16 protein-coding genes are annotated in these 19,831 nt (G+C 64.3%); 11 read left to right on the top strand and 5 right to left on the bottom strand.

Annotated elements, in window-relative coordinates; translation table 11 throughout:
• Positions 1-578 precede the first annotated feature (578 nt).
• The 5 genes from GBJ34_RS13820 to GBJ34_RS13800 form a co-directional block, all read right to left on the bottom strand.
• Positions 579-2,021, bottom strand: a complete 1,443-nt coding sequence (locus tag GBJ34_RS13820; RefSeq protein WP_151719791.1) for an NAD-dependent succinate-semialdehyde dehydrogenase — start codon at positions 2,019-2,021, stop codon at positions 579-581.
• Between the two features lie 41 nt (positions 2,022-2,062).
• A complete protein-coding gene (locus GBJ34_RS13815) occupies positions 2,063-2,818 on the bottom strand; it encodes an IclR family transcriptional regulator (RefSeq protein ID WP_151719790.1) in 756 nt (251 codons plus the stop codon).
• A 114-nt stretch (positions 2,819-2,932) separates the two neighbouring features.
• Complete coding sequence (locus GBJ34_RS13810; RefSeq protein ID WP_151719789.1) at positions 2,933-4,015, bottom strand: extracellular solute-binding protein; 1,083 nt, start codon at positions 4,013-4,015, stop codon at positions 2,933-2,935.
• Between the two features lie 36 nt (positions 4,016-4,051).
• Positions 4,052-5,842 carry an ABC transporter permease subunit gene (locus GBJ34_RS13805; RefSeq protein ID WP_226341179.1) on the bottom strand — a complete coding sequence of 597 codons (1,791 nt, stop codon included), beginning with the start codon at positions 5,840-5,842 and terminating at the stop codon, positions 4,052-4,054.
• Entirely contained in the window at positions 5,839-6,981 is a 1,143-nt protein-coding gene (locus tag GBJ34_RS13800) for an ABC transporter ATP-binding protein (RefSeq protein WP_151719788.1), read from the bottom strand. Before GBJ34_RS13800 ends, GBJ34_RS13805 begins: the two co-directional genes overlap by 4 nt.
• A 253-nt stretch (positions 6,982-7,234) precedes the next feature.
• Here GBJ34_RS13800 and GBJ34_RS13795 point away from each other — a divergent pair, with 253 nt between their 5' ends.
• Genes GBJ34_RS13795 through GBJ34_RS13745 form a run of 11 tightly spaced genes read left to right on the top strand, consistent with a single transcriptional unit; the run spans position 7,235 to position 19,818 of the window.
• Positions 7,235-8,041 (top strand): CoA transferase subunit A, encoded by an 807-nt coding sequence (locus GBJ34_RS13795; protein WP_151719787.1) that lies wholly within the window; start codon positions 7,235-7,237, stop codon positions 8,039-8,041.
• A complete protein-coding gene (locus GBJ34_RS13790; RefSeq protein ID WP_151719786.1) occupies positions 8,038-8,796 on the top strand; it encodes a CoA-transferase in 759 nt (252 codons plus the stop codon). Before GBJ34_RS13795 ends, GBJ34_RS13790 begins: the two co-directional genes overlap by 4 nt.
• Positions 8,797-8,811: 15 nt before the next feature.
• Entirely contained in the window at positions 8,812-9,999 is a 1,188-nt protein-coding gene (locus GBJ34_RS13785) for a CaiB/BaiF CoA transferase family protein (protein ID WP_151719785.1), read from the top strand.
• Between the two features lie 9 nt (positions 10,000-10,008).
• On the top strand, positions 10,009-11,058 hold the full coding sequence (locus GBJ34_RS13780) for a 2-hydroxyacid dehydrogenase (protein WP_151719784.1): 1,050 nt from the start codon (positions 10,009-10,011) through the stop codon (positions 11,056-11,058).
• 8 nt (positions 11,059-11,066) lie between these two features.
• A complete protein-coding gene (locus tag GBJ34_RS13775) occupies positions 11,067-11,744 on the top strand; it encodes an L-fuculose-phosphate aldolase (protein ID WP_151719783.1) in 678 nt (225 codons plus the stop codon).
• Positions 11,744-13,279, top strand: coding sequence for an FGGY family carbohydrate kinase (locus tag GBJ34_RS13770; protein ID WP_226341178.1), 1,536 nt, complete (start codon positions 11,744-11,746; stop codon positions 13,277-13,279). Before GBJ34_RS13775 ends, GBJ34_RS13770 begins: the two co-directional genes overlap by 1 nt.
• Entirely contained in the window at positions 13,276-14,826 is a 1,551-nt protein-coding gene (locus GBJ34_RS13765; protein ID WP_151719781.1) for an acetolactate synthase large subunit, read from the top strand. Before GBJ34_RS13770 ends, GBJ34_RS13765 begins: the two co-directional genes overlap by 4 nt.
• A gap of 11 nt (positions 14,827-14,837) precedes the next feature.
• A complete protein-coding gene (locus tag GBJ34_RS13760) occupies positions 14,838-17,159 on the top strand; it encodes a molybdopterin guanine dinucleotide-containing S/N-oxide reductase (RefSeq protein ID WP_151719780.1) in 2,322 nt (773 codons plus the stop codon).
• Positions 17,156-17,725, top strand: a complete 570-nt coding sequence (locus GBJ34_RS13755) for a peroxidase-related enzyme (RefSeq protein ID WP_151719779.1) — start codon at positions 17,156-17,158, stop codon at positions 17,723-17,725. Before GBJ34_RS13760 ends, GBJ34_RS13755 begins: the two co-directional genes overlap by 4 nt.
• A 2-nt stretch (positions 17,726-17,727) precedes the next feature.
• Positions 17,728-18,120 (top strand): rhodanese-like domain-containing protein, encoded by a 393-nt coding sequence (locus GBJ34_RS13750; protein ID WP_151719778.1) that lies wholly within the window; start codon positions 17,728-17,730, stop codon positions 18,118-18,120.
• Between the two features lie 45 nt (positions 18,121-18,165).
• Positions 18,166-19,818, top strand: coding sequence for an acyl-CoA synthetase (locus tag GBJ34_RS13745; protein ID WP_151719777.1), 1,653 nt, complete (start codon positions 18,166-18,168; stop codon positions 19,816-19,818).
• Positions 19,819-19,831 lie beyond the last annotated feature (13 nt).

The following is a 19,831-nucleotide window of genomic DNA, read 5'->3' as shown; positions in this document are numbered from 1 at the left end:
TGCTGCCTATGCCCATCTTGGGGGTGTAAGTCCATCGCCAGTCGGTTGTGATCTCCTGCGCCCTCCATCGCGCCTCACCCGTGCCGTGCAGGCGATGTTTGGCGGCAGGTCGGGTTTTCGGACCCAGCCGAGGTTCAGGGCCGTGAAGCGGATGCGGGCACAGGATAGGACCATGTGTGCTGCACCTGCGCTGACAGGCCGGTCGTCACGCAACGATGATGCAGCAGCCTGCGGCTGAATGAAGATCGGGTTGTTGCTGCCTGAGGATTGGGAGGCTCCCGCAACCCATTATGCCATCCCGCAAAAAAAGGGGGGCGGCACTGTGTTCTGGGGGTGCCCGGCTTTCGGCGACGGATGCCCCTGCGCTGCCGTGCCGGTTCACAAGCGCCAGCCTGCATGGGCGATCTTGGCCGATGCGCTGTGGGATGCGGCAAATGCGCTGAACCCGGCCCCCGCCGCTGGCAGCCGTTGCACCGCGGATCGGGGCGCGGCACCCCTTTGAGGTGCCGCAGCCTGAGGCTGTCCTTGCCAGGGTCCGGCCTCGGCCGCACCATCGCTGCAGGGCGCGCCGGGGCTGATTACACCGGCATATGGGTCACGAATTTCGTGGTCAGATAGGCCTCGATGGCCTCCGACCCGCCTTCGGTGCCATAGCCGGAATCGCGCACGCCGCCAAAGGGGACCTCTGGCAAGGCAAGACCCAGATGGTTGATCGTCGTCATGCCTGCGTCGATCTCTTGCCCCAGGCGCTGAATGGTCTGCGCCGAGGTCGTGAAGGCGTAGGAGGCCAGGCCGAAGGGCAGGCGGTTGGCCTCGGCAATCGCGTCATCAAGGCTGCCAAAGCGGTTCACGATGGCGATAGGGCCAAAGGGTTCCTCATGCATGATGCGCGCGGCCAGCGGCACCTCGGCCAGCACGGTCGGTTCGAAGAAATTGCCGACATTGCCGATGCGTTTGCCGCCGGTCACCAGTTTGGCACCCTGCTCGACCGCGTCGGCCACCAGCGCCTCGAGTGCGATCACCCGGCGGTCATTGGCCAGCGGGCCGATGGTCACGCCCGCCTCCAACCCGTTGCCGACCCGCGCTGCCTGCATCGCGGCGGTAAAGCCGGTGAGGAAGGGCGTATAGGCCGCCTCCTGCACCAGAAAGCGGGTGGGAGAGACGCAGACCTGCCCGGCATTGCGCAGCTTGCTGCCCGCAATCAGCCGCACGGCCTTTTCAAGATCGGCATCATCGCAGACGATGACCGGGGCATGGCCGCCCAGTTCCATCGTCACGCGCTTCATATGCAGGCCCGCCAGCCCGGCCAGATGCTTGCCCACCGGGGTGGAGCCGGTGAACGAGATCTTGCGGATCACCGGATGCGGGATCAGATATTCCGAAATCTCGGCCGGGCTGCCATAGACAAGGTTCACCACGCCCGCAGGCACCCCGGCATCGGCAAAGGCACGGATCAGTTCTGCCGGGGCGGCGGGGGTTTCCTCGGGCGCCTTGACGATGATCGAGCAGCCTGCGGCGAGCGCGGCCGACACCTTGCGCACCGCCTGATTGATCGGAAAGTTCCACGGCGTGAAGGCCGCAACCGGCCCCACCGGCAGTTTCAGGGTCATCTGGGTGACGCCGGGCACGCGCGCGGGGATGATCTGGCCATAGCTGCGCCGGCCCTCTTCGGCGAACCAGTCGATGATATCGGCCCCGGCCATGATCTCGCCCTGCGATTCCGCCACCGGCTTGCCCTGTTCCTGGGTCATTGTCACCGCAATGGTCGCCGCCCGTTCGCGCAGCAGATCGGCGGCGCGGCGCATGATGCGATAGCGATCCATGACGCCGGTCGCGGCCCAGACGGTTAAGCCGCGGGCGGCGGCCGCCAGGGCCGCATCCAGATCGGCGATTTCGGCCCGGGCGACATGGCCGATCCGTTCCGAGGTGGCGGGGTCGATGACCGGAATGGTGCGCCCGCCGCTGCCGGGGCGCCATTGGCCGTCAATGAAAAGCTGGGTATCGGGATAAGACGCGGTCATCGGGTGTCCTCTGGTCTTTGGATCCGGGTGGTGCAGCCGGATCAGGATCGCGGCAGATAACCCAAGGCGGCAGAAATGGCCTGAGCCGCTTCCATCACCTGTGGGGCGATCAGTTTCAGTTGCTTGCGTTTGATGCGCGAATCCGGGCCGGACATGCCGATGGCCCCGACCAGTTCGCCGGATCGGCCAAGGACGGCGCAGGCACAGGCGGCGATGCCGTCGCGCCATTCGCCTTGCAAGACCATGGAATAGCCTTGCGCCCGCGCCTGCAGGATATCTTCGTGCAGGTCCTCGATCGTGATGCGGGTGGTATCGGTATAGCGGCGCAGATGCGGGCGGAACCGTTCCAGATAGTCATCGGGCATATGGGCCAGCATCGCCTTGCCGGTCGCAACCGTAAAGGCCGGGGCGCGCGCGCCCACGCTGGTATGCGCCCGGATGTAATGCGCGCTTTCGATCTTATCGAGATAGATCACGTCGATGTCTTCCAGCACCGACAGATGCACGGTTTCGCCGGTCTGTTCGGCCAGCCGCTGCATGGCGGGGCGGGCGAGGGTGATCAGATCCATCCGGCGGATCACATGGCTTCCCAGCTCCCAGATCTTGGTTGTCAGCTCATAGGTGCTGTGGGGTGGAACCTGACGGACATAGCCCTGCGCTTGCAGGGTTTGCAGCAGGCGATGGATATTGCTTTTCGTCATTGCCAGCTCGGCGGCCAGATCGCTGACCCCGCGCGGCTGCTCACTGACCGCCAATGTTTCCAGCAGGCGCAATCCCTTGATAAATGCCTTGTCCATTCTAAGCCGTCAGTCCCTTCTGCACCGGCCAAAACGGCCGCAGGTCGGTAAGCACAATGAGTATAGTGTAGGCAACGACGGCCGCCACAGGAACTGTGCGGCCGTCGTCAGGGATCATTTCGCCAGAAGGGCGTTCAGCTGTTCCTGACCATATTCCTCATTGGTCATGGTGCCGTTTGCCGCTTGGGCACCCCAGTAATCCGGGCTCCATTCGATGGCGCGCGAGACATTGGCCGGATTGTTGGCCCAATAGATGCTGATGGCCGGATCTGCGGCCTCGAACACCACGGAAGAGGGCAGGGCGACCGGGAAGTTCGAGGTCAGCTCTGCCGCCCGCGCGGGTTCAAGCCGCCAGGACAGCAGCTTCATCGCATTGTCGTAATTCGGCGCATCCTTGGGGATCGAGAAGAAGTCGTAGTAGACAAAGCCCTGGTTCCATTCGACCTCGATCGGGGCCCCTTCAAGCGCCAGTTTGGAGGTCGAGCCGGTGTAGGCCATGCACATATCCGCCTCGCCATCCAGCAGCAGCTGCGGCGGCTGCGCCGAGGTGGTCCACCATTTGGAGACATGCGGCTTGATCTCTTCGATCTTCTTCAGCGCGCGCTCCATGTCGAGCGGATAGAGCTGGTCCTTGGTCACGCCATCGGCCATCAATGCCGCTTCCATGACAAAGCGCGGCCATGCGGGCAGGCAGCGCTGGCCGGGGAACTTTTCCACATCCCAGAAATCGGCCCAGCTGGCGGGCTTGGCATCGCCGCTATAGACATCCTTGTTGTAGACCAGCCCCACGCCGATCACCTGAAGCGCCACCCCCTTCTGGCGTTTCAGATTGTCGGGCATGACGGCCAGGGTCTTTTGTGCCTCTTCCGACATCTTGCTGTAATCGATATCGGCAAGGCAGCAATCGCCCAGCAGCTTGGTTTCCTGATCGAAGATGAAGGTCAGGTCCCATTCGGTCTTGCCGGCCTCGACCTGCGCCTTGATGCGCGGACCGGAGCGGGCCTCCTGGACTGTGACCACGGTGATGCCGGTTTCTGCGGTGAAGGGGTCATACATGACCTTCCGCAGCGCCTCGCCATAGCCGCCGCCCGGATCCTGCATGATCACTTCGGTGCTTTCCGCGTGCACAGGGCCCGCAAATACCGCCATGACCGCAAGTGCCGAGACCAGTCCTTTCACCTGTTTCCGTTCAAGCATGACATCCTCCTCCGTTGTTTTGCTTGATCTTGGTCGTCAATGGCCCCCGCGCGACCGGGACAGAACCGGACGCGCAAGGATAATTCCGCCCACCACCAGCAGCACCTCCAACGTGGAGACGACGGCCAGAACCGGGTTGAGCTGATAGTTGATGTCGGCCCACAGCATCAGCGGCAGGGTCTTCATCCGCGGGCTGGACAGGAACAGCGACAGCACCAGCTCGTCGAACGAGTGCAGGAAGGCAAAGAACACCGCCGCCGCCAGCCCGGGTGCAATCGCGGGCAGGGTCACCGTGCGGAACACGGTCAGCGGCGAGGCACCGTGCACGGCGGCCCCCTGTTCCAGCTTGCGGTCCACCGCCTGCAGCGAGGCCGCGACAATGACCACCACAATCGGGATACCGCCGATGGCATGTGCGGCTGCCAGCCCGAAATAGGTGCCAACCAGGCCCATTTGCAGGAACAGGCTGTAAAGCGACAGGCCCAGCACGACCGGCGGCACGATCATCGGGCTGACCAGCAAGAGCATCAGCGCCGATTTGTAGCGGATCTCGCTGCGTACGATGCCCATGGCGGCCGAGGCCCCCAGGGTCACCGCGATGGTGGCCGAAAGCGCGGCGATTCCCAGCGAGTTCCAGAACGCGGTCATCCAGTTGGAATCCGAGAAAAATTTCTCATACCATTTCAGTGACCAGCCCGGCGGCGGGAAGGTCAGATAGCTGGCCTCGCTGAACGAGATCACGATGACGACCAGGATCGGCAGGATCAGTGTGCAGATGATCAGCACGCCGATGCCCCGCACGGTCCATGCGCCGACTGCTGCAGGCATCCGGCCCAAAAGGCGCAGCAACGGCCAGCCGATGAGATCGGCTACCATCATGCCAAGGCTGCGGCGGCCCTGGCCAGCGGCGCGGTTCCGGGTCTTGGTGGGGGCCTCGGTCGTGTCGGACAGCTTGCCGCCGCCCCAGATGAATTCAAAGCCCATCATGCGACCGGCCACCGCCACCACGCCCAGCGTGATGAGCAGCAGCACGACCGCCAAAGCCTGAAGGAAGCCCTCGCCGGTGATCGAATCCGCCTGCTGGGTGATGTGCATGGCGAACATCTGATCCGCGGGTCCGCCCAGCAGCGTCGGCGTGATGAAGAAGCCAAGCGCGCTGACAAAGACCAGCAGGAAGCCCGCACCGATCCCTGGCAGGGTCAGCGGCAACAGCACCCGCCAGAACACCGCCAGCGGCCCGGCCCCGCTGGCAAGCGCCGCGCGGGTCAGGCTGGGATCCAGTCGGGACAGGCTGGAATAGATCGTCAGCACCATCAGCGGCATCAGGACCGCGGTCATCCCCAGCAGCACGGTGCCCCGGTTGAACAGCAGGGCCAGCGGCTGGTCATAGATCCCCAGCCAGATCGCGAATTTGTTGATCGGCCCGTTGCGGCCCAGCAGCACCATCCACGCATAGGTGCGGATCAGGATCGCGATGAAATAGGGCAGGATCACCGTTGTCGCGATCAGCACCTGCATGATGCCACGGCTGCGCTGGATCAAGAGCGCGGTCGGATAGCCGAACACCGCGCAAAGACAGGCGACGGTCAGCGCGATCTTCATCGTGCGGATCAGCGATTCCCAGTAAAGCGGCACCGAGAACACGCGCGCGAAATGCGCCCACCATGGCTCGCCCGTCATGCTGACGCGGCCCAGATCGATCAGCGGCAAGACATAGATGACGGCAAGGAACAGCGTCGCGGGCAGCAGCAACAGCGCAGGATTGCGCCAGAAGCCACGCCCGCCTTTGGCCGTGGCGGGCGGCGCGGAAATCGACGTGTCGCTCATGCCAGCACCCAGCAATCCTGGGCATTCCAGCTGACATGGATGCGGGTGCCAATCTCGGGCAGATTGCGCGCAGCGGTATCGGGGCAGCGGATCAGAAGCGTTTCGCCGCCCTCCATGACCGCTTCGATTCGCAGGGTCTCGCCCATGAACAGGGCAGAGGTGACCGTTGCCGCGACGGTGTTTGCGGATGGCTGGTCATGCAGCGCAATCCGTTCCGGCCGGACCAGCACGGTCGCCGCACCAGAGGCGGCACCATTGCGGCTTTCGGCCTCGAAAACATAGCCCGCCCGGCTGCGCAGCCGCATCTTCCCGCCGCGATTTTCCAGAATCTCGGCCTCGATCAGATTGCTTTCACCGACGAAGGAGGCAACGAATCGGCTTTGCGGGTGGCGATAGATTTCCACCGGGCGCGCCATCTGGATGATATGGCCCTTGTCCATCACCGCGATGCGGTCGCTCATGGTAAGGGCTTCGCTCTGGTCATGGGTCACGAACAGGATCGTGCTGCCAATCGTCTGATGCAGCTCGCGAATCTCGATCTGGATTGATTCCCGAAGGCGTCTGTCCAGTGCCGAAAGCGGCTCGTCCATCAGCACGACCTTGGGGCGCATCACGATGGCGCGGGCGATCGCCACACGCTGCTGCTGACCGCCCGACATTTCCGAGGGCGTTTTGCGCGCATGTTCCGACAGGCGCATCATTTCCAGCGTTTCAGCCACGCGGCGGTCGCTGGTCGCACGGTCCACCCCCGCCATGCGCAGCGGGAAGGCCACATTCTGCGCCACGGTCATATTGGGGAACAGGGCATAGCTTTGAAAGACCATGCCAAAGCCGCGACGATGGGTGGGCACATGGGCGATGGACTTGCCATCAATCAGAATCTCGCCGCCATCGATGGTCTGGAAGCCGGCAAGCAGGTTCAGAAGCGTGGTCTTGCCGCTGCCCGATGGCCCCAGCAGGGTGATGAACTCGCCCGGTTCGATATCAAGGTTGATGCGGTCGGCGGCGACGAAGGCGCCATACTTCTTGACCACATTGCGCATGGATATGCCCGAACCAATCACGTCGCGGCCCGTGGCGGCCGATGCACGGGACGCGGCGTCCTGGCGCGATCCACGCCAGTCCAAAGTCTCTGCCATTGCTTCCTCCCTTGCGTTCCATATTATAGAACAGCATTCCGTATTTCATTTTCGGGCGACATTTTCTCTTGTCAAGAAGTTCTGCGACGCGCGGGGCAGATCTGCCGAAAATAAACTTCTCTCCCTGTCTCGGCACAGTGATTGACACCCAGACTTTGCTCTGTCTATCATAATTTCAGAAAGGCGTTCTATAATATGGAACGTAGCTGTCGCCGGGCGGAGGGCTGGCTTCAGCAGGGGAGGAGAGGGCGGGATGCCGAGCGATCTGCGTTCGATGGCACAGCACATCAAGTCGGGTATGCGCCTTGCGCTGCCGGTCGATTATGCGGGTGTGTCTATGGCAATGACGCGCCCGATGATCGATCACGGGGCGGGTGATCTGCATCTGATCTGCGTGCCCACAGGGGGATTGCAGGTCGATCAGCTGATCGGGGCGGGGCTTGTGACTTCGGTCGAGACCAGCGCCGTCAGTCTGGGTGAGGCGGGCGGTGCGCCGCGCTTCAATCAGGCGGTCAAGGATGGTGCGCTTCGTCTGCGCGATGCCACCTGTCCGGCGATCCATGCCGGGTTGATGGCGGCGCAGAAAGGCAGCCCCTTCGTGCCGATGCGTGGGTTGATCGGCACCGATGTGCTGCGGCACCGCGATGACTGGCGCGTCATCGATAATCCATTTGCCGATGGTGGCGACCCAATCGTGCTGATCCCGGCGATTCGGCCCGATATCGCGATCTTCCATGCGCCGATGGCCGACCGTTTCGGAAATGTCTGGATCGGGCGGCGGCGCGAACTGGCGGCCATGGCCTATGCCTCGACACAGACGCTGGTGACGGTGGAGCGGATCGTGGATCACAGCCTGCTGGCAGATGAGATGACGGCGGCGGGCACGCTGCCCGCGCTTTACGTCACAGACATTGGCCTCGCCCCGGGTGGAGCCTGGCCCTACGGGCTTTGGGGCGAATATCCGACCGATACGGATGAGCTGGCGCGCTATGCGCGCGCAGCCCGCAGCGCAGAAGGCTTTGCAGAATACATGGCCAGCCAAGCAAAGGTGCAGGCATGACCCCGGCCCTTCCACGCGAGATCCTGATCTGCACCATCGCCCGGCTGCTGGAGGGCGTGCGCACGGTTGCCGTGGGCGCGGCCTCGCCAATGCCTGCCGCAGCCTCGATGCTGCGCCGGGCGCTGGACGAGGGCGCGCGGCAGGTGCGTCTGTCGATCCTTGGATCGGTCGAGCACAACTTTTTCACCAATGGCTCGACAGAGCTGTTCGATTGCGCGGGACAGGGTCGGCTTGATGCCTTCTTTCTGGGCGGCGGGCAGATCGACGGACAGGCCAATGTCAATCTGGTGGGCGTGGGTGACTATCCGCAAAGCCGTGTGCGCTGGCCCGGATCCTTTGGATCGGCCTACCTTTATTTCACCGTGCCGCGCGTGATCCTGTTCCGCGAAGAGCACACGCCGCGCGTTCTGGTCGAGAAGGTCGATTTCATCTCGGCGCCGGGCATCAGCCCGCCGGGGGTCTATCGTCCGGGCGGACCGGTGGCGCTGCTGACCAGCAAGGCGCTGTTCAGCTTTGACCGGGAACGCCCCGGTTTCACGCTGGAAAGCCTGCATCCCGGCCATGATCTGGCAGAACTGCACGCGGCCACGGGCTTTGCCTTCGCCCATACGGATGATCCGCCCGTCACCCCCGGACCCGACACCGCGACGCTTTCGCTGTTGCGCGGGCGGGTGCTGGACGAGTTGGAAGAAACCTACCCCGCCTTTGCTACAGACTGGCGCCGCGATCTGGCAGCGGCGCAGCCTGTGACCTGACTGAAGGAATTTCCCATGCTGCATCCCGGCTCTTTGGCCAATCTGAAGGTGATCGACGCCAGCCGCGTGCTGGGTGGGCCCTATGCAGGGCAGATCCTTGCCGATCACGGCGCGGATGTGATCAAGGTGGAGCCCCCGGCTGGCGACGAGACCCGAGGCTGGGGCCCGCCCTTCCTCGATGGGGCGGCCAGCTATTTCCTGGGGCTGAACCGCAACAAGCGCGGCATTGCCGTGGATCTGGCACAAGAGGCCGGGCGCGACCTGCTGCTGGAATTGCTGGAAGATGCCGATGTCCTGATCGAGAATTTCAAGACCGGCACGCTGGAACGCTGGGGCCTTGGCCATGAGGCACTGTCTACCCGCTTTCCACGGCTGATCCATGCCCGCGTCTCGGGCTTTGGGGCCGATGGCCCGATGGGTGGACTGCCCGGCTATGATGCAGCGATTCAGGCGCTGTGCGGCATCATGAGCGTGAATGGCGAACAGGGCGGCCAGCCGCTGCGGGTTGGCCTGCCGGTGGTGGATATGGTCACCGGCCTCAATGCCACGATCGGCATCCTGATGGCGCTGAACGAGCGGGCGCAAAGCGGCAAGGGCCAGTTTGTCGAGGCAAGCCTTTATGATTGCGGGGTCTCGCTGCTGCATCCGCATCTGCCGAATTACTATCTGTCGGGCAAGGTCGCGGGCACATCGGGCAATGCCCATCCCAATATCTGCCCCTATGACACCTTTGCCACCGCGACGACGCCGATCTTTCTGGCGGTCGGCAACAACCGGCAATTCGCGACGCTCTGCCGCGAGATCGGGCTCCCGGATCTGCCCGAGGATGCCCGTTTCACCAATAACGGCACGCGCAACATCCATCGCGATGCGCTGAAGGTCGAGCTGGAGGCGGCGCTGTCGGGCTTTGATTGCGCGACACTGTCGGACCGTCTGATCAAGGCAGGCGTCCCCTGTGGTGCGGTGCGCAGCATCGATCAGGTGATTGCCGACCCCCATACGATCCATCGTGAGATGGTGGTGGATATCGGCGCCTATCGCGGCACCGGCAGCCCGATCAAACTGTCGCGCACCCCGGCCAGTTATCGCCGCGCGCCGCCGCAATTTGCCGAGCACAGCACAGAGGTGCTGCAAGAGCGCGGCCTTGATGCCAACCATTACAGCGCCGTCCTGCCCGGGCTTGATGGCGATCACGGTGCCTAAGGATATGCGATGACACAAAGCCCCCTGACAATCGGCGTGATCGGCGACGGGTTCATGAAGCCCTCGTTCTTCATCGAGGCCATGACGGCCCGGCTGAAAGATCGCCCCGTCACCTTCCGCGAGATGGAAATCGGCTGGCCGCTGAACCGGCAATCCACCAAATATGATCCGACCCTGCCGGTGGGCGAATTTGTCGGCCGCCCCGAGGAATATTACGGCTTTATCCAGGGGCTCGACATCCTTGTGACCCATCTGGCCCCGATCATCGGCGACAGCATGGATCAGTCGCCGCAGCTGAAGGTCATCGCGGTGTCGCGCGGCGGGCCGGTCAATGTCGATATGGCAGCGGCGCGGGCGCGTGGCATCACGGTCATCAACACGCCGGGCCGCAATGCCTCGGCGGTGGCCGAATTTACCGTGGCCTCGCTGCTGGCCGAAACCCGCAACCTGATCCGGGGCCATAACGAGGTGGCGGGCGGCACCTGGGGGCGGACCTATTACCATTACGATCATGTCGGGCCGGAGCTGTGCGAGCTGACCATCGGCATTGTCGGTTATGGCGATATCGGCACCCGTGTGGCCCGGCTCTTGCAGCCCTTTGGCTGCAAGATCGTGATCTATGACCCGTTCAAGGAACTGACCGAGGCCGAGAAGGCCGCAGGCTTTGAAAAGGCCGACCTGGATGATCTGATGCGCCGCTGCGATGTGGTGACGCTGCATCCGCGCGTGACGCCCGAGACCCGCGGCATGATCAGCCGCGACCGCATCCAGATGATGAAGCCGGGCGGCTATATCGTGAACACCACGCGCGGTCAGGTGCTGGACTATGCAGCCCTTTATGACGCGCTGGTCAGCGGCCATCTGAAGGGGGCGGCGCTGGACACATTCGAGCCAGAGCCGCCGCCGATGGACTGGCCGCTGCTGAAACTGCCCAATGTGACGCTTTCGCCCCATATCGCGGGGGCTTCGCGCTATGCCGCCGTGAAATGCGCGCGCATGATCGCGGAGGACATCGCGTTGATCCTGGACGGCCAGCCGCCACGCTATCCCTGCAAATGAGGTGTCATATGACCGATGAAGAACGCGCCCTGCGCACCGAACTGATCGAGGCCTGCCGCAGCATGAACCGGCTGGGCATCAACAAGGGCACCGCAGGCAATATCAGCGTGCGCCATGGCGACGGATTCCTGATTTCGCCCACCGGCATCGCCTATGACAAGCTGACGCCGGAACATGTGGTGGCGATGAACTGGGACGCGACCTTTGCGGGCGACGTGCTTCCCTCGTCGGAATGGCGCTTTCACCGCGACATCCTGCGGGCGCGGCCCGATCTGAACGCGGTGGTTCATACCCATTCCACCAATGCAACCGCCGTCTCGATCCTGGGGCGCGAGATCCCGGCGATCCATTATTCCATCGCGGCGGCAGGGGGCAGCACCATTCCCTGTGCCCCTTATGAGATCTTCGGCTCGCAGGAATTGGCCGATGCGGTGGTGCGCGCGCTGGAAGGGCGGCGCGCCTGCCTGATGGCTCATCACGGGGTGATCGCCGCGCATGTCTCCATCGCGCGGGCGCTGGCGCTTGCGGTAACGGTCGAGGAACTGGCCACGCTTTATCTGCAATGCTTGCCGATGGGGGAACCCCCGGTGCTGAGCGCGGCGCAGATCGCGGATGTCATGGTCAAGTTCAAGACCTATGGCCAGCAAAGCCCCGAGGTTCAGCAAGGTCTGCGTCAGGCGTCGTGATGATGGACCCGATCCTGCTTGCCCTCGATTGCGGTACGACAGCGGTAAAGGCTGCGGCTTTTGCGGCAGATGGCCGGATGATCGCCACGGCCGAGCGCGCGAATGGCGCGCTGCGCCGCGATGGCGTCCGGGTCGAGCAGGATATGACCGTGACGCGGGACGAGGCCTTTGCGGCGCTGCGCGACTGTGTGGCGCAGATCGATGCGGTGGCGCGCGGGCGGATCGTCGGGCTGGTGCTGACCGGGCAGGGCGATGGCCTGTGGCCGGTCGATGCGGCAGGGCAGCCTGTCGGGCACGCGATGACCTGGCTGGATGGCCGGGCGCGCGGGCTGGTCGCCGAAATGGGGCCGCAGCTTGATGCGGTGCAGGCGATTACGGGGTCGCGCCCCACCGCTGCGGCGGCCTCGCTGCAATTGTTGTGGTTGCAACGCCATGACCCCGACCGCCTTGCCGCGATCCGGCACGCGCTGCGCCTGAAGGAATGGCTGCTGCTTTGCCTGACCGGGCAGATCGCGGGCGAACCGACTGCGGCGTTGCCGGTCTGGGGCCGCTGGCAGACCGGGGATGTCGTGGCCGAAGTGTCCGATCATCTGGGCCTGGGCCGGGGGATTGACCTGCTGCCGCCCTTTGCCCCGGTGGGCCAGTGTCGTGCCCCGCTCTCATCTGCGGCGGCGGCAGCCATTGGTCTATCGGAAGGGCTGCCGGTGCTGCTGGGGCCGGGGGATGTGCAGGCGACCTTTATCGGCATGGGGCTGGGGACAAGGCCCGGGGTGCAACGCGGCTCGATCTTCGGGACCAGTTCCATCCATGCCTGTTTGCAGAACGACCCGAGCGTGATGACCGAGGCCCCCGCCGGGGCCATGGTGCAGCGCTTTGCCTTGGGCGAGGGCTATCTCTGTTTCCATCCGAGTTTCAACGGTGCCACGCTGTTGCACCATCTGGCGCGGCAGTTCCGCGATCTGCCCAACCCCGCGCTGCCCGCCTGGTCCGGCCTGATCCTGCATCCGTTTCTTGAGCCAGGGGGGGAGCGCGCGCCCTGGACCGATCCGGATGCAAAAAGTGCGATCCTTGGTCTGACCGCGTCCACGACGCCTGCAGAAATCGCCTGGATGGGGCGCGAGGCACTGGCCTTTGTCGCCTGTCACAGCCATGCGATGCTGGGTGGGCGGGATGGACAGCAGAATGGTGCCCTGTCGCTGGGGGGCGGATTGGCTGCCGATCCGCATTTCGCACAGTTTCTGGCGACGACCCTGGGCTGTCCGGTGCAGCGCAACACGGCGGGCCATGCCGGGCTGCGCGGGCTTGCGGCCATCGGGGCCAGATACCTTCTGGGGGCCACCGCCGGGGATCTGGGCACTCGCTGGCTTGGCCCCGGCGGCGACAGTCTCGCGCCACAAACGGGTGCCGTGGCAGAGTATGCCGCCGCGAAATTCCGCACTTTCACCGAAATCCTGCAGGCGGTGATGCCCCTTTGGGCCGCGCTTTCAGCCTTGCGGGCACAAGCCGAAACCCTGACGGAGCAAGACCCGACATGAATGGTGCCGATATCCTGTGCGAGACCCTGCTGGCAAATGGCATCGACACCTGCTTTGCCAATCCCGGCACGTCCGAGATGCATTTCGTGGCCGCCCTTGACCGCCAGCCGCGGATGCGTTGCGTGCTGGGGCTGGCCGAAGGGGTGGTGACGGGGGCCGCGGATGGCTATGCGCGCATGGCCGACAAGCCCGCCGTAACCCTGCTGCATACCGGGCCGGGGCTGGCAAACGGTCTGGCCAATATGCACAATGCCCGCCGGGCACGGACGCCCATGGTCAATGTCGTGGGCGATCATGCGACCTATCATTTGCAGCATGACGCGCCGCTGACCTCGGATATTGCGGGGCTGGCGCGGCCGATGTCGCATTGGGTTGGCCGGGCCGAAAATGTGGAAGAGATGCGCGCGCAGACAGAGGCCGCGATCCGCGCGGCGCTGACCGGGGCAGGGGGGATCGCGACGCTGATCCTGCCCGCCGATGCGGCATGGTCTGCGGCGGATGCGGGCACGCCCAAGGCCATCGCCCGCCCGATGCCGGATGCGATCGATGCAGGCCTGATCCGCGATGCCGCAACGGCCCTGCGCAATGGCAAATCCACCACGATCCTTGTCACTGGCACGGCCCTGCGCGCCGGGGCGCTGGAGGTACTGGACCGCGTCGCACAGAAAACCGGCGCGCGCGTGATGGCGCAACAGGCCAATGGCCGGATGCAGCGTGGCGCGGGCCGCGTCGCGCTGGACCGGGTGCCCTATGTGATCGATCAGGCCCTTGCCAGCTTTAAGGACACCGAACAGCTGATCCTGATCGGGGCCAAAGCGCCGGTGGGCTTTTTTGCCTATCCCGGCAAGCCGGGCAGCATGTTGCCCGAGGGGTGCCGGGTGATCGCGATGGCCGGCGCCGACAGTGATCTGCCCGCCGCTGTGGCGGCGTTGGCCGAGGCGGTAGGGGCCGATACCGCCCCGCCCGCGCGTCTGGTGGCGCGGGCCATGCCGGATATGGCCCAAGGTGCCCTGACGCCGGATGCCATTGCCATCGCCCTGGCGCGGGTCATGCCGGAACAGGCGATTGTCTGCGATGAATCCGTGACCTCGGGGCGTGATTTCTTCCGCTCCACCTATGGGGCGGCACCGCATGATTTTCTGCAACTGACCGGGGGCGCCATCGGCCTTGGCATTCCGATGGCGACCGGCGCGGCGGTGGCCTGCCCTGACCGCAAGGTGATCGGCCTGCAGGCCGATGGCAGCGGCATGTATACGGTACAGGGTCTCTGGACGCAGGCGCGCGAAAATCTGGATGTTGTCACCATCATCTTTGCCAATCGCCGCTACCAGATCCTGCACGGCGAGCTGAAGAATGTCGGGGCCGGTGCCCCGGGCGAGAATGCGCGCCGGATGCTTGATCTGGACGATCCGGCGCTGGATTGGGTCAGCCTTGCCCGCGGCATGGGCGTCGAAGCGGCGCGCGCCACCACCGCCGAAACCTTCCATGATCTTTTGCAGGCGGCCTGCCAGCGGCGGGGGCCATTCCTGATCGAAGCCGTTATCTGAGGGGATGACAGATGATCACGCGGGTTCCACATTGCAGCCATTGGGGTGCCTATACCATTCTGGTGGAAGACGGGCGGATCGTGGGGGTCGAGCCCTTTCCCCATGACCCCGCGCCGTCAGAGCTGATCCATTCGGTTCCGGAATGGGCAAAGCCTGATCGTCGTGTTCTGCGACCGATGGTGCGCGAGGGCTGGCTGGCCGCGCGTCAGCACAGCGACCGCCGTGGCCGGGGCCGCGAGCGTTTCGTGCCGGTCTCGTGGGACGAGGCGGCAAGCCTTGTGTCAGATGAGATCCGGCGGGTGGCGACCGACCATGGCAATGCCTCGATCTTTGCGGGCAGCTATGGCTGGACAAGCTGCGGGCGGTTCCATCATGCCTCGACCCTGCTCAAGCGGATGCTCAATCTGGTCGGCGGCTATACCGGCCATGTCGATACCTATTCCATTGCGGCGGGGCCGGTGATCCTGCGCCACACGCTGGGCGATGACCGGGCTTGCGGCGGGCAGGCCAATACGCTGGATTCCATTGCTGAACACAGCGAAACGCTTGTGGTCTTTGGCGCGATGTCGCCGCGCACCGCGCAAAGCGAGGCAGGCGGCCTTGGCGCCCATCATCTGGAAACCTATCTGCGCCGCATTGCCGAACGCGGTGTCCGGGTGATCCTTGTCTCGCCGCTGAAAGAGGATATGCCCGACTGGATGGGCGCAGAATGGTGGCCGATCCGCCCCAATACCGACACCGCGCTGATGCTGGGCCTCGCGGGCGAGATCGTGGCGGACGGGCGCCATGATGCCGATTTTCTGGCACGTTGCACCAGCGGATCGGAATGGTATCTGGCCTATCTGCGCGGCGAAAGCGATGGCCAGCGCAAGGACGCCGAATGGGCCGCAGGCATCACCGGGCTGCCCGCCGAGGCGATCCGCGCCCTTGCCGGTAACCTCACCCGGACCCGCAGCATGTTGACGGTCAGCTGGGCGCTTCAGCGCGCCCATCACGGTGAACAGCCGTTCTGGGCGGCACTTGGGCTGGCGGCGGTGATCGGCCAGATCGGTCTGCCGGGCGGTGGCGTGGGATACGGCTATGGCTCGCTTGGTGGGGTGGGGGCCCCCTTCACCATCGGCAAATCACCCGCCATGTCGCAACTGTCCAAGCCGATCAACAGCTTCATCCCGGTGGCGCGGATCAGCGACATGCTGCTCAACCCGGGTGGCAGCTATACCTATGAGGGCGAGACGCGCAGCTATCCCGATATCCGGCTGGTCTATTGGGCGGGGGGCAATCCCTTCCACCATCATCAGGATCTGAACCGGCTGTCCGAGGCCTGGACCCGGCCCGAGACGATCATCGTGCAAGACCCGATGTTCACCGCCACCGCGAAACGTGCTGATATCGTGTTGCCCGCCTCGACCTCGATCGAGCGCAACGATCTGGCGGGCAACAAGCGGTCGGATTTCATTCTGGCCATGGGGCAGGCGATTGCGCCGATGGGCGAGGCGCGGTCGTATTTCGACATCTTCAACGCGCTTTGCGAGAAGCTGGGCGTGGCTGCGGCCTATAACGAGGGCCGCGACGAAATGGGCTGGATCCGCAGCCTTTATGATGAAAGCCGCGATTATGCGCAGCGGCGCTACGATTTCCCGATGCCCGATTTCGACACCTTCTGGGCGCAGGGCTATGCCCCCTGTCCGGTGCAGCGCGACCATACCTATCTGGCGGAGTTCCGGGTCGATCCAAAGGCCAATCCGCTGGATACCGAAAGCGGGCTGATCGTGCTGGGCAGTGAGACCTTGGCGCGTCTTGGCTATGCCGATTGCCGGGCACATCCCGCCTGGATCGAGCCAGCCGAATGGCTGGGCGGGGCGCAGCAGGGCGAACTGCACCTGATCTCGCATCAACCTAATGGCCGGTTGCACAGCCAGCTTGAAACCGGACCGGCCAGCCTTTCGGGGCGCCGGGCCGGGCGCGAACAGGTGCTGCTGCATCCGGCCGAGGCCGCCCTACGCGGCATCGGCGATGGCCAGACCGTGCGCTTGTGGAATGCGCGGGGGGAATGTCTTGCCACCGCCAAAACCACCGACCACGTGGCCCCGGGCGTGGCGATCCTGCCGACCGGCGCCTGGTTCACCCCGATGGGAAATAGCGGCCTCGACATTTCGGGCAATCCCAATGTCCTGACCCTTGATGTCGGCACCTCTGCCTTCGGGCAGGGCTGTTCCGCCCATACCTGCCTTGTCCGCATCGAGCCCTATGCGGCCGAGGTGGGCGACGCGATCCAGATCTATCACACCCAGATGGCAGATGTTCTGCCCGTCCGAGAAGGAACCTCCAGATGACCCACGCCGCTGTCAGCCGCTTTCCCGTGCCCGAGATCAAGGACATGCCCGAAGATCTGCGCGCACGCATTCTGGCCGTGCAGGAAAAATCGGGCTTCGTGCCGAATGTCTTTCTGACGCTTGCCCATCGCCCCGATGAGTTCCGCGCCTTCTTTGCCTATCACGATGCGCTGATGGACAAGCCCGGAAATCTGACCAAGGCCGAGCGCGAAATGATCGTGGTGGCGACCTCCAACGCCAATCAGTGCCAATATTGCGTGGTGGCGCATGGCGCGATCCTGCGCATCCGGGCCAAGGATCCGCTGATCGCGGATCAGGTGGCGATCAACTATCGCAAGGCCGATATCACACCGCGCCAGATGGCAATGATCGATTTCGGCATGAAGGTGTCCGCCCGGGCCTATGAGGTGAGCGATGCCGATATCGCTGAACTGACATCGCATGGCTTCACCGAGGATGACATCTGGGACATTGCCGCCATCTCGGCGTTTTTCGGCATGTCGAACCGGCTGGCCAATGTGACCAACATGCGCCCGAATGACGAATTCTACGCATTGGGGCGCTGATCATGGCCAAGGGCTACAAGCAGATGCTGGCCGAGGCCGAGGCCGTGGTGCAATCGGTCAGCGGCGCGGAGATGGCCGGGCAATTCGATGCGGCGGGTATCGTGATGGTCGATATCCGCGACCCGCGCGAGCTGGAACGCGAGGGGATGATCCCCGGGGCCTTCCATGCGCCGCGGGGGATGCTGGAATTCTGGATCGACCCGGAAAGCCCCTATCACAAGCCCCGCTTCGCCGAGGGCAAGACCTATGTCTTTTACTGTGCCAGCGGCTGGCGATCCTTGCTGGCGGCGCGGACAGCGCAGGAGATGGGGCTTGAGGCGCGCAGCCTGCTGGGCGGCTTTGGCGAATGGAAGAAGGCGGGCCTACCCGTCGCGGAGAAAGCCGCGCGCGGCTGAGCCGCCTTCTGACACCTGCCGCATCGTCCGTTCGGGGAGGAACGCATGAACAAATACGAAGACGGGCTTGGCCGCTGTGCGGCCAACCATCAGCCAATGACGCCGATCTCCTATCTGGAGCGCGCGGCCCGGACCTACCCCGCCCATATCGCGGTGATCCATGGCAGGCAGCGTGTCACCTATGCCGCGCTTTGGCAGGATTGCTGCAGGCTGGCCTCGGCGCTGCAGGCGCAAGGGGTGGGCAAGGGTGATACGGTGACGGTCATGCTGTCCAATACCCCACCGATGGTTCAGGCACATTACGGCGTGTCGATGGCCGGCGGCGCGGTGCTCCATGCCCTCAATACCCGATCCGATGCCGCGACCATCGCCTTTCAGCTGGATCATGCCGAAACCCGCGTGTTGATCGTGGACCGCGAATTTTCCGCTGTGATGGCCGAGGCGTTGGCGCAGGCCAAGGTGAGGCCGCTGATCATTGATTATGATGACAGCGAATACCCGGAAACCGGCGTGCCCCCCAAAGGCGCGCGGATCGGCACGCTGGATTACGACGCCTTTCTGGCCAGCGGTGATCCCCAATTTGATCCGGTCCTGCCCGACGACGAATGGGACGCCATCGCGCTAAACTATACGTCCGGCACCACCGGCAATCCCAAGGGCGTGGTCTACCACCACCGGGGCGCCGCGCTGATGGCGCTGAACAACAGCCTGCATGGCGAGATGGGCAAACATCCGGTCTATCTGTGGACGCTGCCGATGTTCCATTGCAATGGCTGGAGCTTCAGCTGGACCATTGCGGTGCAGGGCGGCACGCATGTCTGTCTGCGTTGGGTGCGGGCGGGGGCGATCTATGCGGCCATCGCCGAACATGGCGTGACCCATCTTTGTGGCGCGCCCATCGTCATGTCGACGCTGCTGAACGCCCCGGATGCGGAAAAGCGCGTTTTCCCGCAGCAGGTGACCTTCAACACCGCCGCCGCCCCGCCGCCCGAGGCGGTGTTGCAGGCAATGGCGGCGGCAGGGTTCCGGGTGAACCATCTTTACGGGCTGACCGAAACCTATGGGCCGACCGTGGTCAATGAATGGAACACCGATTGGGACGCGCTGCCTGCTGCCGAACAGGCCGCCCGCAAGGCCCGGCAGGGCGTGCGCTATCTGTCGCTGTCCGATCTTGCCGTTCTGGATCCCGAAACCATGCAGCCGGTGCCCGCCGATGGTGAGACGCTGGGCGAGGTGATGTTCCGCGGCAATGTGGTGATGAAGGGCTATCTGAAAAACCCCAAGGCCACGACCGAGGCCTTTGCCGGCGGGTGGTTCCATTCCGGTGATCTGGGGGTCATGCATCCCGATGGCTATGTGCAGCTGAAGGATCGCTCCAAGGACATCATCATTTCCGGGGGCGAGAATATCTCGTCGATCGAGGTGGAGGATGCGCTTTACAAGCACCCTGCGGTGGCCCTTTGCGCGGTGGTGGCGATGCCCGATGCGAAATGGGGCGAGCGTCCCTGTGCCTTCGTCGAATTGCACCCGGATCGGCTGGCCGATGAGGCGGAGCTGATCGCGCATTGCCGGACGCTGATCGCGTCCTACAAACTGCCCGCGCGGGTGGTCTTTGCTGATCTGCCCAAGACCTCGACCGGCAAGATCCAGAAATTCACCCTGCGCGCCCGCGCGACAGAGGTCGCCGCCGGGGCCTAGGCTGCGGGACAAT

This window comes from Gemmobacter serpentinus, assembly GCF_008973825.1.
Taxonomy (GTDB): Bacteria; Pseudomonadota; Alphaproteobacteria; order Rhodobacterales; family Rhodobacteraceae; genus Gemmobacter; species Gemmobacter serpentinus.
The sequence above is the reverse complement of the archived record's forward strand: the minus strand, read 5'-3'. Positions and strand labels throughout refer to the sequence as shown.